The sequence below is a fragment of the Bacillus sp. LJBS06 genome (genome assembly GCF_016924995.1).
Classification (GTDB): Bacteria; Bacillota; Bacilli; order Bacillales; family Bacillaceae; genus Bacillus; species Bacillus stercoris.
Genome location: NZ_CP070483.1, coordinates 3,812,919 through 3,827,842, shown reverse-complemented (window position 1 = coordinate 3,827,842; position 14,924 = coordinate 3,812,919). Strand labels below are relative to the sequence as shown.

Sequence of the window (14,924 nt, the reverse complement as noted above, 5' to 3'; positions counted from 1 at the left end):
CCATGCGTGTTGGGATCGTTGCAGACGGTGGCTATGAAAAGGGAATGGGCCATGTTGTCCGGATGAAGAGACTTGCGGAAGAACTCAAACAGAGCTGCTTAATTACGTTTTACACGAATCAGGAGTCTGAAGCGTTTCTTCATGAAGAGCATTGGCGTGTCATCGTAAAACCGGACCTGCAGCAGCACGAATTTATTCTCCGGGAAATAAAAAGCAAGAAGTTTGATTTGCTTTTATTTGATATTCTAGGTGCGCCTGCAGAGCTGTTAAAGAAAATAAAGACGGAAACAGATGTGAAAATTGTTCTTTTTGAAGAGAAAAATGGTAAATCGATTCAATATAGTGACGCGGTCATTAACGGCATTTACGGTGACATCAGGAGCAGGGTGTACGTTCAGGGAAACACACGCGTCTATGAAGGCCCGGACTATCTTATTCTTCACCCCGCCTTTCAGGCCGCAAGAGAGAATTACACACTTAAGAAAGACTGCCGCACTATCCTTGTTGCATTAGGAGGAAGTGATCCGAAGCAGCTTATTTTTAAAGTGCTGGCTGCCGCTGATCAAGTCCCCGCCATAAAAGACAAAAACATGATGTTTGTGATGGGGAGCGCTTCACCGCATCAAGAGGCAGTCCGAAGGCAGATCGAAAAGAAGCCGCAGTACAAGGTGATCGAACAGACAAATGATATGGCGGGTTTGATGAAACAAGCGGACGCAGCCATTGTCGCCGGCGGCATCTCACTGTATGAAGCCATTTGCATCGGCGTGCCGTGCCTTGTTCTCTCTCAGGTTGAACATCAAACGACAACAGCCAAAACATTTGCCGAGCAAGGTGCCGCTCTTAATCTTGGCTTGGGTGAGCTTGTACCGGGTGAAACACTCATTTATCAGATGTCGCGCATTGTGAGCAGCTATCCTCTTCGCCTTTCTTTGCACAAAGGAGGAAGGCCGTTCGTGGATGGAAAAGGCATCAAGCGGGTAACAGCTATTCTTCAAGAATTACATGAACAAAAGGTATAAAAATGCATGTAAGGAAGTGTTAATGTGAAAGGTGTTATTTTAGCCGGAGGAAACGGCTCACGCCTTATGCCCTTAACGAAAGCCGTCAACAAGCATTTGCTTCCTGTAGGCCCGTATCCGATGATATACTGGTCGATTATGAAGCTGGAGGAAGCCGGAATAACAGACATTTTACTCATCAGCCAAAAAGAGCATATGCCGCAATTTTATAAACTGCTTGGAAACGGGGAAGAGCTTGGCGTTACAATCACTTATCAGGTACAGCCTGCAGCATCGGGCATTTCGGATGGGCTGTCTTATGCAAAGCGCTTTACGAAAAAAGAGCCTTTCATTTTGTTATTAGGTGATAATATATTTGAAGATTCATTAAAGCCTTATACAGAACGCTTTGAACAGCAGGGGAAAGGGGCAAAGGTGCTGCTGAAAGAAGTGGATGACCCGGAACGCTTCGGAATCGCTCAGATTGATGAAGAAAACACACGGATTCGTTCCATCATCGAGAAGCCCAAACAGCCGCCGACCAACCTTTGCGTTACCGGCATTTATATGTATGATGCGGAGGTATTTTCGTATATTGAACAAATATCACCATCAAAGCGAGGCGAGCTGGAAATCACCGATGTGAATAATCTATACATCGAAAACAGCCAGCTTACGTATGATGTGTTATCAGGCTGGTGGGTAGATGCCGGAACTCACGAATCGCTTTATCTCGCTTCCCAGCTTGTACACAAGGCTTTACAGAAAGGACAGGACGAAAAGTGATGGCAAAATCATATTTAATTACGGGCGGGGCCGGCTTCATCGGGCTCACGTTTACAAAGCTCATGCTGAGGGAAACGGATGCGCGCATTACCGTTTTAGATAAACTGACGTACGCCAGCCACCCGGAAGAAATGGAAACATTAAAGCAAAACAGCCGCTTTCGCTTTATAAAAGGGGACATCAGCGTTCAGGAGGATATCGACCGCGCGTTTGACGAGACCTATGACGGGGTTATTCACTTCGCTGCAGAATCGCATGTGGACAGAAGCATTTCCCAAGCAGAGCCGTTTATCACCACAAATGTCATGGGGACTTACCGATTGGCGGAAGCGGTTTTGCAAGGCAAAGCCAAGAAGCTGATTCATATTTCAACGGATGAGGTGTACGGAGATTTAGAAGCGGATGATCCAGCATTTACAGAAACGACGCCGCTTTCTCCTAATAATCCTTACTCAGCCAGCAAAGCAAGCTCTGATTTGCTCGTATTGTCTTATGTGAAAACCCACAAGCTTCCGGCGATCATTACACGATGCAGCAACAATTACGGCCCTTATCAGCACAGCGAAAAAATGATTCCGACGATTATCCGTCATGCGAAGCAAGGCCTGCCGGTTCCGCTGTATGGAGATGGACTTCAGATTAGAGATTGGCTGTTTGCGGAGGATCATTGCCGCGCCATCAAGCTGATTTTAGAAAAAGGAACCGTAGGCGAGGTGTATAACATCGGCGGCGGAAATGAACGCACGAATAAAGAGCTTGCGAGCATCATCATGAAGCACCTGGGCTGTGAGGAATTGTTCGCCCACGTGGAAGACCGAAAAGGGCATGACCGGCGCTATGCAATCAATGCATCAAAACTGAAAAACGAACTGGGCTGGCGGCAGGAAGTGCCATTTGAAGAAGGCATTGCGCGTACGATTCAGTGGTATACAGACAATGACCGATGAGAAGGTGATCTGTTTGAAAAAGGTATTGGTGACTGGGGCGGGAGGACAGCTTGGACTGGAACTGTGCCGCCAGCTGAAGCAAGCCGGATACGAGGTCATTGCGTTAACAAAGAAGATGATGAACATTGCTGACCAGCGCTCAGTACGGCATTCGTTTGGCCATTATCAGCCGGATATTGTGGTCAATACCGCCGCGTTTACGTCGGTTGATCAATGTGAGAAAGAGCTTGATAAAGCGTACTTGATCAATGGAATCGGCGCTTATTATACTGCGCTAGAGGCAACCCGCATCGGCGCTCAATATGTTCATATCAGCACAGACTATGTATTCGATGGGAAAGGAAACCAGCCTTACAAGGAAAACGATCCCCTTGATCCAAACACCATCTATGGCAAAAGCAAAAAGCTCGGAGAAGAACTGATTCGTTTGGCAACAAAAGACAGCACGATCATCAGAACATCATGGGTGTACGGACATGGCGGCAGCAATTTCGTTCATACCATGCTGAAGCTTGCTGAAACGAAACAAGAGCTGCGGGTTGTCAGCGATCAAATAGGTTCGCCGACTTATACGAAGGATTTAGCAGAAGCGGTCATCAAGCTGTTCAGCCATCCGCCGGGCATCTATCATGTCAGCAATTCAGGCATATGCAGCTGGTATGAGTTTGCGAAGGCGATTATGGAAGAAAGCGGGCTGGCCACAGTCATTTTGCCTGTCACAACAGAGGAATATGGGAACCAAACGCCCCGCCCGGCATACTCTGTGCTGAGCCATCGGGCTATTGAAGAAGCCGGCATCCGCCCCCGCCACTGGCGGGAAGCGTTACGGGAGTATTTGCAGGAAAGGAGCAGTGTGCATGATTGATGGAGTCAAGGTGAAAAAATTGACGAAGCATAGCGATGACAGAGGCTTTTTTGCTGAGCTGGTCCGGGATGATGAGAATCTTCTTGAGCATTTCGGGCAGGCCTCTTGGTCGAAAAGCTATCCGGGTGTGATTAAGGCATTTCATTATCATGAGAAGCAGGATGATCTCTGGTTCTTCCCAACCGGTCACGCTCAGGTTGTCCTCTACGATCTTCGAGACGACTCAAAGACAAAAGGAGAAACGGACGTCTATTATATGGGCGAAGACAACCCGATGCTGTTATTAATCCCAAAAGGGGTGGCCCACGGATACAGAGTGCTGGGAGAAACGCCGCTGACAATTATCTATTTTACCACCATGTCATATAATCCGGATCAGCCTGATGAAAAAAGAATTCCGTGGAATGATGAGACGATCGGTTTTAACTGGAACACTGAATTCAGATAAAAATAGGAACGTGATCAATCGAAGAGCAGAGGCATCTTCGACTTTTTTTGTCCTTTTTTAAAATAGGTGAAAAGATAGAAATAGGAAGGTAGAAGTTACTAGAAAAAGAGTGAGAAATCCTCCATTTGAACCTTGTATAAACAGGAAGGAATTCACAAGTGATTCCAAGTGTTAATATTCCTTAAAAAGCATTTACTTCCATGGAAAATGATGATAGATTAATTTTTAAGAAAAAGAACTGGTAATTCGCGAATTGCAAAAAAACGCTTTTTCTGCAGAGGACGCTCTGGCCAATTTCAACAGTGATTTGAGGAGGAAATGTCATGTTAAAAAGAACTTCATTCGTATCTTCATTATTGATCAGTTCAGCTGTCTTACTATCAATCTTGCTTCCTTCAGGCCAAGCTCATGCACAGTCTGCATCAATCGAGGCAAAAACGATCAACAGCACAAAAGAGTGGACCACTTCTGATATTGAAGTGACATATAAACCAAATGCGGTGCTTTCTCTTGGAGCGGTAGTATTTCAATTTCCTGACGGGTTTCATGCTACGACAAGAGATTCAGTAAATGGAAGAACACTGAAAGAAACACAGATTTTAAACGATGGAAAAACAGTCAGACTCCCGCTTACGCTTGATTTGTTAGGCGCATCCGAATTTGACCTCGTCATGGTGCGCAAAACTCTTCCGCGCGCAGGCACTTACACGATTAAAGGCGATGTAGTAAACGGTTTGGGAATCGGCAGTTTTTATGCTGAAACGCAGCTGGTGATTGATCCCCGTTAATCGATAGATTTGTAGTCAGAGACTGAGATGTTTTCAGTCTCTTTTTTTGTGGATTCAAAAGCTGGTACGGATCTTGCATGATCATATGGTGAATCCAATGAAGAAAGGAATTGGCGGGCTGATTTTTTAAAGCGCTTACATTACAGCCGGCCAAAAAACAATGAGGTGAAAAAGATGTCAGCAAAGCAAGTCTCAAAAGATGAAGAAAAAGAAGCTCTTAACTTATTTCTGTCTACCCAAACGATCATTAAGGAGGCCATTCGGAAGCTGGGGTATCCGGGCGATATGTATGAACTCATGAAAGAGCCGCAGAGAATGCTCACTGTCCGCATTCCGGTCAAAATGGACAATGGGAGCGTCAAAGTGTTCACAGGCTACCGGTCACAGCACAATGATGCTGTCGGTCCGACAAAGGGGGGCGTTCGCTTCCATCCAGAAGTCAATGAAGAGGAAGTAAAGGCATTATCCATTTGGATGACGCTCAAATGCGGGATTGCCAATCTTCCCTACGGCGGCGGGAAGGGCGGTATCATTTGTGATCCGCGGACAATGTCATTTGGAGAACTGGAAAGGCTGAGCAGGGGGTATGTCCGTGCTATCAGCCAGATCGTCGGTCCGACAAAGGATATTCCAGCCCCAGATGTGTACACCAATTCGCAGATTATGGCGTGGATGATGGATGAGTACAGCCGGCTGCGGGAATTCGATTCTCCGGGCTTTATTACAGGCAAGCCGCTCGTTTTAGGCGGATCGCAAGGTCGGGAAACGGCGACGGCACAGGGCGTCACGATTTGTATTGAAGAGGCGGTGAAGAAAAAAGGGATCAAGCTGCAAAATGCACGCATCATCATACAGGGCTTTGGAAACGCGGGTAGCTTTCTGGCCAAATTCATGCACGACGCGGGCGCGAAGGTGATCGGGATTTCTGATGCCCATGGCGGGCTCTACAACCCGGACGGCCTTGATATCCCTTATTTGCTCGATAAACGTGACAGCTTCGGCATGGTCACCAACTTATTTACTGACGTCATCACAAATGAGGAGCTGCTTGAAAAGGAATGCGATATTTTAGTGCCTGCCGCGATCTCCAATCAAATCACAGCCAAAAACGCACATAACATTCAGGCGTCAATCGTCGTCGAAGCAGCGAATGGACCGACAACCATTGATGCCACTAAGATCCTGAATGAAAGAGGCGTGCTGCTTGTGCCGGATATCCTGGCGAGTGCCGGCGGCGTCACGGTTTCTTATTTTGAATGGGTGCAGAATAACCAAGGATATTATTGGTCGGAAGAAGAGGTTGCAGAAAAATTGAGAAGCGTCATGGTCAGCTCGTTCGAAACGATTTATCAGACAGCGGCAACGCATAAAGTGGATATGCGCTTGGCGGCTTACATGACGGGCATCAGAAAATCGGCAGAAGCATCGCGATTCCGCGGATGGGTGTAATTTTCGGATTTGAAGCCGATGCAAAATAATTTTGCGTTTTTCTTTGTGGGAAGGGCAAAAACCGCAAAAATAATTTGCTTTCAAGCTCGGAAAAAGAGAAAGGTGATCACCTGTTAGACAAATTTCTGTTCGATTCAACAAGTTTTTTCAGCAAAAGACAAGAAAATGGCATGATTCTTGCATTTTTATTCATATGCGAAGATATATTTCATAACACGAGGGGGACTACATATGACAGTCACATACGCGCACGAACCATTTACAGATTTTACAGAAGCAATGAATAAAACAGCATTTGGGGAGTCATTGGCCTTTGTAAACACTCAGCTTGGCAAGCATTATCCGCTTGTGATAAATGGAGAAAAAATTGAAACGGACCGCAAAATCATTTCTATTAACCCGGCTAACAAAGAAGAGGTGATTGGGTACGCGTCTACAGCGGATCAAGAGCTTGCTGAAAAAGCGATGCAAGCCGCATTGCAGGCATTTGAATCCTGGAAAAAACAAAGACCAGAGCACCGCGCGAATATTCTCTTTAAGGCAGCGGCTATTTTGCGCAGAAGAAAGCATGAATTTTCAAGCTATCTTGTGAAGGAAGCGGGAAAACCGTGGAAGGAAGCGGATGCGGACACGGCTGAAGCGATAGACTTTTTAGAGTTCTACGCGCGCCAAATGTTAAACCTTAAGGAAGGGGCTCCGGTGAAGAGCCGTGCTGGCGAGTTCAATCAATATCATTACGAAGCGCTTGGCGTCGGCATCGTCATTTCACCATTTAACTTCCCGCTTGCAATTATGGCGGGAACAGCGGCGGCAGCGATTGTGACAGGAAATACGATTCTCTTAAAACCGGCTGACGCAGCACCGGTAGTGGCAGCAAAATTTGTCGAGGTCATGGAGGAAGCGGGCCTGCCAAACGGTGTTCTGAATTACATTCCGGGAGATGGAGCGGAGATCGGTGATTTCTTAGTTGAGCATCCGAAGACACGATTTGTCTCATTTACAGGTTCCCGTGCAGTCGGCTGCCGGATTTATGAGCGAGCCGCCAAAGTGCAGCCGGGCCAAAAATGGCTCAAACGGGTAATTGCTGAGATGGGCGGAAAAGACACAGTGCTTGTCGACAAGGACGCTGATCTTGACCTTGCTGCATCCTCTATCGTGTACTCAGCATTTGGATATTCAGGACAGAAGTGTTCTGCGGGCTCCCGCGCAGTTATCCATCAGGATGTTTATGATGAAGTGGTGGAAAAAGCTGTGGCGCTGACCAAAACGCTGACTGTCGGCAATCCAGAAGATCCTGATACGTATATGGGACCCGTGATTCATGAAGCATCCTACAACAAAGTGATGAAATACATTGAAATCGGCAAATCTGAAGGCAAGCTATTGGCCGGCGGAGAAGGCGATGATTCAAAAGGCTACTTTATTCAGCCGACGATCTTTGCAGATGTTGATGAAAACGCGCGCTTAATGCAGGAAGAAATTTTCGGCCCGGTTGTTGCGATTTGCAAAGCGCGTGATTTCGATCATATGCTGGAGATTGCCAATAACACGGAATACGGATTAACAGGCGCGCTTCTGACGAAAAACCGTGCGCACATTGAACGGGCGCGCGAGGATTTCCATGTCGGAAACCTATACTTCAACAGAGGCTGCACCGGAGCAATTGTCGGCTATCAGCCGTTCGGCGGTTTTAATATGTCCGGAACAGATTCAAAAGCAGGCGGTCCCGATTACTTAATTCTTCATATGCAAGCCAAAACAACGTCTGAAGCTTTTTGATTTGAGAGAAATCAAATCGTGCGATTCTTGAGCGAATCGCACGATTTCAACTTTTTGATCAGGAGGACAATTTATGCAGTATACAAAAATCAGTCACATGAATCCGGCTGAAAGAGTGGAGGCGCTGACTGCATCTCTGGTCAGCCTCAGCAGTGTGAACGGCACCGTTGGAGAAGGGACAAAAGCGGATTTTATCAAAGAAGTGATCACGAGCTATCCTTATTTTCAGAAACACCCCAGTCATGTGTGGGAACAGGCCATTCCCAATGACCCATACAATCGCAAAAATATTTTTGCGTTTATTAAAGGACATGGAGAAAGCCGAAATACAGTCATTTACCATGCCCATCTTGATACAGTCGGAATTGAAGATTTCGGCCCTTTAAAGGATATCGCTTTTGATTGTGAGAAATTGGCGGAGTATTTCAGCCGCTATGAGTTCGATCAGGATGTTCAGCGGGATGCCAAATCAGGCGATTGGATGTTCGGAAGAGGATCTGTCGATATGCAGAGCGGCATCGCCGTACATTTAGCCAATCTCCTGCATTTTTCGGAGAACCTTGAAACATTGCCGGGAAATGTATTGTTTATGGCAAATCCCGATGAGGAGAGCCAGCATTCGGGCGTGCTCGCCAGCATTTCAGAGCTGAACCGGCTAAAAAAAGAAAAACAGCTTCACTATCTGGCTGCCATTAATACGGATTTTATTACCCCGCTTTACGATGGTGATCAGACAAGATATATCTATACTGGAGCCGCGGGAAAACTACTGCCTTGCTTTTACATTTACGGCCGTGAAGTCCATGTTGGCGATACACTGGCAGGGATTGACCCGAATTTCATTTCAGCTGAAATCACAAGCCGTCTCCACAATAACATTCATCTGGCAGAAAAGGTTGAAGGGGAGTTGGTTCTGCCCCCATCCTGTTTGTATCAGCGTGATAACAAGGAATCCTATAATGTGCAAACGGCTGTCAGCACAAGCTTGTATTTCAATTGTTTTATTTATGAAAGAACAGCAAAAGAAATGATGGATTTGCTTATTGAAGTCACTGAGGAAGCATGCCGGGAAACAGAACAAAAATTATCAGACTATTACGAAGAATATGTAAAAAGAGCCAACCTGCCAAAGAAACATTTATCATGGGGCATCCAAGTGTATAGTCTGGAGCAATACTTAGAAAAGCTGAGAAACCGGGGAATTGATCCCGAACAGTGCATCGAGCAGACATTCAAAGCCAACGAGCACCTAGAACTTCGTATGAGATGCTTTCAGGCAATCGAAGAGCTTCAAAAGCTTGACCCCGATCAAGGCGCAAAAGTCATTCTATTTTACGCACCTCCTTACCTGCCGCATAACTATTTGAAAGAAGATAGCACAAGAGATCAGCTTTTGCAGCATGTGATTAAAGAAGCGGCTGACAAAACCGCTGAATCGACAGGCGAAACATTTGTCTTCAAAAAGTTTTTCCCCTACTTGGCAGACGGCAGTTTTTTATCACTGCACGAAACCGATGGCGAAATTGATTCTTTTATCAGGAACTTTCCTGGGTGGAATATGATTGGGACCATTCCGTTCAAAGATATACGCAAGCTGAATATTCCATCCATTAATATGGGTGTGTACGGAAAAGACGGCCATAAATGGACAGAACGAGTCTATAAACCGTACACATTTCATGTATTGCCTCTCCTCATACAGCAAACCACCGTTCACCTTTTGCAGAGCTACCGGATGACCATCACGGCAAAAGAACCAAAGGGGGAAGGATGATGCAGAATCATAAAAATGAATTGCAGCGCAGCATGAAAAGCAGGCATTTGTTTATGATTGCTTTGGGAGGGGTGATTGGCACTGGGCTGTTTCTAGGCTCTGGCTTTACCATTAGCCAGGCGGGACCGCTCGGCGCCATTGCCGCTTATATCATCGGCGGATTTTTAATGTATCTCGTCATGCTTTGTTTAGGAGAATTGGCTGTTGCCATGCCGGTGGCCGGATCGTTTCAGGCCTACGCCACTAAATTTCTGGGACCGTCGACAGGCTTTATGATTGGCTGGCTGTATTGGTTCAGCTGGGCGAATACAGTGGGGTTAGAGCTGACGTCAGCAGGCATTTTGATGCAAAGGTGGCTGCCCTCCGTTCCGATCTGGATATGGTGCCTTGTGTTCGGCATCGTCATCTTTTTGATTAATGCGCTCTCTGTCAGAAGCTTTGCGGAAATGGAATTTTGGTTTTCAAGCATCAAAGTGGCGGCGATCATATTATTTATTGTGATTGGCGGAGCCGCTGTGTTTGGCTTAATTGACTTTAAAGGCGGACAGGAGACACCCTTTTTGTCTAACTTTATGACTGATAGGGGACTTTTCCCTAATGGGGTGCTGGCCGTTATGTTTACGCTGGTCATGGTGAACTTCTCCTTTCAGGGAACGGAGCTTGTCGGCATTGCGGCAGGGGAAAGTGAAAGCCCGGAAAAAACACTGCCAAAGTCCATTCGAAATGTCATTTGGCGCACGCTGTTTTTCTTTGTGCTCGCTATGTTCGTCTTGGTTGCCATTCTTCCGTACAAAACGGCGGGCGTTATTGAAAGCCCGTTTGTAGCGGTGCTCGATCAAATCGGCATCCCATTTTCGGCAGATATCATGAACTTTGTCATCTTAACGGCGATTTTATCTGTTGCCAATTCGGGTTTGTATGCGGCGTCGCGCATGATGTGGTCACTTTCATCAAATCAAATGGGCCCCTCCTTTCTCACCAGACTGACAAAAAAAGGCGTGCCGATGAATGCCCTGCTGATTACCCTCGGTATTTCCGGCTGCTCGCTGCTGACTAGTGTCATGGCCGCAGAAACAGTGTATTTATGGTGTATCTCAATTTCGGGCATGGTGACAGTTGTTGCGTGGATGTCCATTTGTGCGTCGCAATTTTTCTTTCGCAGACGTTTCCTCGCTGAAGGCGGAAACGTGAATGATCTGGAGTTCAGAACGCCGCTTTATCCGCTAGTCCCGATTCTCGGATTTTGTTTATACGGATGCGTGTTGATCAGCCTTATTTTCATTCCGGATCAAAGGATCGGCTTGTACTGCGGCGTGCCGATCATTATTTTCTGCTATACGTACTATCATCTGAGCATCAAAAAGCGTATCAAACATGAACCGGCAGAAAAAGAACAGGCAGAGGCGCAATAGGAAAAGCTCTCCGGGAGACCGGAGAGCTTTTTGGTATGTTAAAATCAGTTGATTTTCAAAATGAAACGAGGAAATCTATATTGGGATTTAAATGAAAATAATTAAAAATGTAAAGGTTTCGTTCGAATTGTAAATGATGAAAAAACAATGCTAAACTATAATACAACTTTATGATAAGAAGATTATGGAAGAGGTGTTTGAGAAAGAATGAACAGCAATCAAAACAATGACATCAAAACAAAACATCATTTTCCGCTATTGTTAGCACTGGCTTTAACGATTGGGGTATTTGCGGCCGGATCAGAAGAGCTTGTGATCTCACCGCTGCTGCCGGATTTAGCAAAAGCCTTCAGCTCAGATGTCAGTGTCCTTGCATTATCTATCAGTATTTACGGCATTATGATTTTTATCGGTGCGCCGCTTTTGGTTCCATTAGGTGATAAATACTCCAGAGAACTGAGTTTATTGGCCGGGCTTATGATCTTTATCATAGGAACAGTGATATGCGCTTTGAGTCAAAATATCTTTTTCTTCTTTTTAGGCCGGGCGCTTTCGGGATTGGCTGCAGGAGCGTTTGTGCCGACCGCTTACGCCGTTGTCGGTGATCGTGTTCCTTATACATACCGGGGCAAAGTGATGGGGCTGATCGTTTCAAGCTGGTCGCTGGCGCTGATTTTTGGAGTGCCGCTCGGATCATTTATCGGCGGAGTCCTGCATTGGAGATGGACATTTTGGATTTTCGCCTTGATGGGCGTTTTCGTCGTCCTGCTGATTCTCCTTGAAATGCGCCGTCATGCCCAGCATCAAACAAGCGGCGAGGAAGAAAAAGAAGAGCCGGCAGGAACATTCCGGGATGCGCTGAAAGTCCCGCGTGTACCTGTTTATATCACGATAACCTTTTGTAATATGATTGGATTTTACGGTATGTATTCCTTTTTAGGCACCTATCTTCAGGACGTTTTTACCGGAGGAAACACAGCTGCGGGCTTATTTATCATGATTTACGGAATCGGGTTTTCCATGAGTGTCATTACAGGAAAGGTGGCCGACCGTATCGGAAAAATGCGCTCCCTTTTGATTGCGCTGGGGGTCATCAGCGTTCTGCTGGCATGTTTACCATATGCGCCGGCGTCAATGTTTCTGTTAATTGTCAGCCTATTTATATGGGGATTAATGCAAAGCTTGACGGTGACGCTGCTCAGCACCATTTTGAGTGATTGCTCAGAGCGTCATCGCGGAAAAATCATGGTGTTTTACAGTCTCGCCTCGAATCTGGCCGTGACATTAGGATCTGCTTTGATGGGACCTGTCTATGTGGCATACGGCTATGCGGCCGTCGGATGGATTTGCGCCGCCATCACAGTGCTCGGATTTGTACTCAGTGTATTCGCATATAAAAAATACGGCAAGCATGAGCAGAAGGCCGATCAGTCCTTATCCCAATAAACAAAGTTTCTAAATTCCTATAATTAAAAACCCTTTTTAAAGGGTTTTTTTGTTTGTATGGGAATAATTATCAATATTTTCAAAAAACATTGACAGTTCAATTTCCGCTGGATAAAATTTACTTAAAATTTTAAAAGATTGGTTGGTGCTCATGATTATATTGGATAATAGCATTCAGACAAAAAAACGAACTGATTCACTATCCAAACTCATTACAGTCAACACGCTCGGCCCTGAGGGGACAAGCAGTGAGTACGCAGCAAAGCATTTCATTTCCAATTTTACTCTTCTACAAGGGCTGAACAGTAAATTGTCCTTGCATGATACTTTTGAATCATGCATTGAAAGGACACTCCAAAGCCCGCTGGAATATACCATCGTCCCACACGCTTATGACGGCATTAAGCATTTCTACATGAGGCCGGATTTGCAGCTATTGCAGATCTTCAGGTGCGATACACCGATGTACGGCCTGGCTGTTCGTCCTGATTTTGAATTCAGAGACGATATGCTTGATACATCTGTTGTTGTTTCACATCCATCACCTATTAATCTAATCAAATATTTTACCCGCAAAGATGTACGTTTCAAACTGGTCAATTCGACTAGCCAAGCTGCAAGAAAAGTAAAAGAAGGCTTGTATGATATTGCCTTAACCAATGAGCTTGCAAGGCAAAAGTACGGGCTAACCTTTGTAAAAACATTCAAAAGCATTCCAATGAGCTGGTCATTATTTGGAAAAGGAGACGTTGATGATGAAAACTAAAGAAGATATGCAGGAGCTTTATTTCCCGACTCCGAAATTAATTGAATGGGAAAACGGAGTGAGACAGTATTCAACCGTACGAGGAGATACTGAAGTATTAATGTCTTACGTCCCGCCGCATACCAATGTTGAACCCCATCAGCATAAGGAGGTCCAAATCGGCATGGTCGTTTCCGGCGAGCTGATGATGACTGTCGGAGATGTGACAAGAAAAATGACAGCCTTGGAATCTGCCTATATCGCGCCGCCGCATGTGCCTCACGGGGCAAGAAACGACACAGACCAAGAAGTGATTGCTATTGATATCAAGCGGCTGAAAGCTGATGAAACCTATACAAGTCCTGAGGACTATTTTTTGGATATTTTCAAAACAAGAGACCTGCTGCCGGGCATGGAAGTCACGTTCTTTGTTGAGGATTGGGTAGAGATTATGCTTGCCAAAATCCCTGGAAACGGCGGAGAAATGCCTTTCCATAAACATCGCAATGAACAAATCGGCATCTGCATCGGCGGCGGCTATGACATGACGGTCGAAGGCTGCACAGTCGGGATGGAATTCGGCACAGCTTATTTCTGTGAGCCTCGTGAAGATCATGGTGCCATCAACCGTTCAGAAAAAGAATCAAAATCGATTAATATCTTCTTCCCGCCGCGCTATAACAGGGCAAAGGCAAAAAAAATGAAGGCGGATGAATAATCATGAACCTCACCGATAAAACCGTCCTCATAACAGGAGGCGCATCAGGGATTGGCTATGCGGCGGTTCAGGCTTTTTTGAACCAGCAGGCCAATGTGGTTGTGGCGGATATTGACGAGAAGCAGGGAGAAGCAATGGTACGGAAAGAAAATAATGACAGGCTGCACTTTGTGCAAACGGACATTACAGACGAAGCTGCCTGTCAGCACGCTGTTGAATCGGCGGTCGATACATTTGGCGGGCTGGATGTATTGATTAATAATGCAGGCATCGAAATCGTGGCGCCCATTCACGAGATGGAGCTCAGCGACTGGAACAAGGTGCTGCAAGTCAATTTGACCGGCACGTTTTTAATGAGCAAACACGCACTTAAGCATATGCTGGCTGCCGGCAAAGGCAACATCATTAATACATGCTCAGTCGGCGGACTCGTGGCGTGGCCTGATATTCCTGCCTATAATGCCAGCAAAGGCGGCGTTTTGCAGCTGACTAAATCAATGGCCGTTGATTATGCGAAGCATCAAATTCGCGTGAACTGCGTATGCCCGGGGATTATCGACACACCGCTGAATGAAAAATCATTCCTTGAAAATAATGAAGGCACACTTGAAGAGATCAAAAAAGAAAAGGCAAAGGTAAATCCGCTGCTGAGGCTGGGGAAACCCGAAGAAATCGCAAATGTGATGCTGTTTTTAGCCTCGGATTTATCAAGCTATATGACCGGAAGCGCCATCACCGCAGACGGAGGATACACCGCACAATAGAG

General features: G+C 46.0%; 14 protein-coding genes. All 14 read left to right on the top strand.

Going from position 1 to position 14,924, the window contains the following annotated elements; translation table 11 throughout:
• Nucleotides 1-2: 2 nt before the first annotated feature.
• The 14 genes from JQX68_RS19425 (at nt 3) to bacC (ending at nt 14,922) form a co-directional block, all read left to right on the top strand.
• Nucleotides 3-1,022, top strand: a complete 1,020-nt coding sequence (locus tag JQX68_RS19425; protein ID WP_014665813.1) for a PseG/SpsG family protein — start codon at nt 3-5, stop codon at nt 1,020-1,022.
• A gap of 24 nt (nt 1,023-1,046) precedes the next feature.
• Nucleotides 1,047-1,787 carry a sugar phosphate nucleotidyltransferase gene (locus tag JQX68_RS19420; protein ID WP_014665812.1) on the top strand — a complete coding sequence of 247 codons (741 nt, stop codon included), beginning with the start codon at nt 1,047-1,049 and terminating at the stop codon, nt 1,785-1,787.
• Nucleotides 1,787-2,734, top strand: coding sequence for a dTDP-glucose 4,6-dehydratase (gene rfbB / locus JQX68_RS19415; RefSeq protein WP_040081490.1), 948 nt, complete (start codon nt 1,787-1,789; stop codon nt 2,732-2,734). Before JQX68_RS19420 ends, rfbB begins: the two co-directional genes overlap by 1 nt.
• Before the next feature lie 13 nt (nt 2,735-2,747).
• Nucleotides 2,748-3,599: a dTDP-4-dehydrorhamnose reductase gene (rfbD, locus tag JQX68_RS19410; RefSeq protein ID WP_147772674.1), complete on the top strand. Its 852-nt coding sequence runs from the start codon at nt 2,748-2,750 to the stop codon at nt 3,597-3,599.
• Entirely contained in the window at nt 3,592-4,047 is a 456-nt protein-coding gene (locus JQX68_RS19405; RefSeq protein WP_014665810.1) for a dTDP-4-dehydrorhamnose 3,5-epimerase family protein, read from the top strand. The genes rfbD and JQX68_RS19405 overlap by 8 nt, the downstream gene beginning before the upstream one ends.
• 323 nt (nt 4,048-4,370) lie before the next feature.
• Nucleotides 4,371-4,835, top strand: a complete 465-nt coding sequence (gene bslB / locus JQX68_RS19400; RefSeq protein ID WP_040081494.1) for a biofilm surface layer hydrophobin BslB — start codon at nt 4,371-4,373, stop codon at nt 4,833-4,835.
• A gap of 174 nt (nt 4,836-5,009) precedes the next feature.
• The gene (rocG, locus tag JQX68_RS19395; protein WP_014665807.1) at nt 5,010-6,284 is read left to right on the top strand and encodes a glutamate dehydrogenase; all 1,275 of its coding nucleotides are present in this window, start codon (nt 5,010-5,012) and stop codon (nt 6,282-6,284) included.
• A 231-nt stretch (nt 6,285-6,515) separates the two neighbouring features.
• Nucleotides 6,516-8,063, top strand: a complete 1,548-nt coding sequence (pruA, locus tag JQX68_RS19390; RefSeq protein WP_069150532.1) for an L-glutamate gamma-semialdehyde dehydrogenase — start codon at nt 6,516-6,518, stop codon at nt 8,061-8,063.
• Nucleotides 8,064-8,136: 73 nt separating this feature from the next.
• Nucleotides 8,137-9,837, top strand: coding sequence for a M20 family metallopeptidase (locus JQX68_RS19385; protein WP_205440392.1), 1,701 nt, complete (start codon nt 8,137-8,139; stop codon nt 9,835-9,837).
• Nucleotides 9,837-11,249 (top strand): amino acid permease, encoded by a 1,413-nt coding sequence (locus JQX68_RS19380; RefSeq protein WP_205440391.1) that lies wholly within the window; start codon nt 9,837-9,839, stop codon nt 11,247-11,249. Before JQX68_RS19385 ends, JQX68_RS19380 begins: the two co-directional genes overlap by 1 nt.
• Nucleotides 11,250-11,456: 207 nt before the next feature.
• Complete coding sequence (locus tag JQX68_RS19375) at nt 11,457-12,695, top strand: MFS transporter (RefSeq protein WP_172641005.1); 1,239 nt, start codon at nt 11,457-11,459, stop codon at nt 12,693-12,695.
• Nucleotides 12,696-12,846: 151 nt separating this feature from the next.
• Complete coding sequence (gene bacA / locus JQX68_RS19370) at nt 12,847-13,461, top strand: prephenate decarboxylase (protein ID WP_040081502.1); 615 nt, start codon at nt 12,847-12,849, stop codon at nt 13,459-13,461.
• Nucleotides 13,451-14,158, top strand: a complete 708-nt coding sequence (bacB, locus tag JQX68_RS19365; protein ID WP_014665800.1) for a 3-((4R)-4-hydroxycyclohexa-1,5-dien-1-yl)-2-oxopropanoate isomerase — start codon at nt 13,451-13,453, stop codon at nt 14,156-14,158. The genes bacA and bacB overlap by 11 nt, the downstream gene beginning before the upstream one ends.
• Nucleotides 14,159-14,160: 2 nt before the next feature.
• Nucleotides 14,161-14,922 (top strand): dihydroanticapsin 7-dehydrogenase, encoded by a 762-nt coding sequence (gene bacC / locus JQX68_RS19360; protein WP_069838483.1) that lies wholly within the window; start codon nt 14,161-14,163, stop codon nt 14,920-14,922.
• Nucleotides 14,923-14,924 lie beyond the last annotated feature (2 nt).

Coding starts and splice junctions, on each gene's coding strand:
- bslB (WP_040081494.1), top strand. CDS start 4,371: ATGTTAAAAAGAACTTCATTCGTATCTTCATTATTGATCAGTTCAGCT.
- rocG (WP_014665807.1), top strand. CDS start 5,010: ATGTCAGCAAAGCAAGTCTCAAAAGATGAAGAAAAAGAAGCTCTTAAC.
- pruA (WP_069150532.1), top strand. CDS start 6,516: ATGACAGTCACATACGCGCACGAACCATTTACAGATTTTACAGAAGCA.
- JQX68_RS19380 (WP_205440391.1), top strand. CDS start 9,837: ATGCAGAATCATAAAAATGAATTGCAGCGCAGCATGAAAAGCAGGCAT.
- rfbB (WP_040081490.1), top strand. CDS start 1,787: ATGGCAAAATCATATTTAATTACGGGCGGGGCCGGCTTCATCGGGCTC.
- JQX68_RS19375 (WP_172641005.1), top strand. CDS start 11,457: ATGAACAGCAATCAAAACAATGACATCAAAACAAAACATCATTTTCCG.
- JQX68_RS19405 (WP_014665810.1), top strand. CDS start 3,592: ATGATTGATGGAGTCAAGGTGAAAAAATTGACGAAGCATAGCGATGAC.
- bacC (WP_069838483.1), top strand. CDS start 14,161: ATGAACCTCACCGATAAAACCGTCCTCATAACAGGAGGCGCATCAGGG.
- JQX68_RS19425 (WP_014665813.1), top strand. CDS start 3: ATGCGTGTTGGGATCGTTGCAGACGGTGGCTATGAAAAGGGAATGGGC.
- bacB (WP_014665800.1), top strand. CDS start 13,451: ATGAAAACTAAAGAAGATATGCAGGAGCTTTATTTCCCGACTCCGAAA.
- bacA (WP_040081502.1), top strand. CDS start 12,847: ATGATTATATTGGATAATAGCATTCAGACAAAAAAACGAACTGATTCA.
- JQX68_RS19385 (WP_205440392.1), top strand. CDS start 8,137: ATGCAGTATACAAAAATCAGTCACATGAATCCGGCTGAAAGAGTGGAG.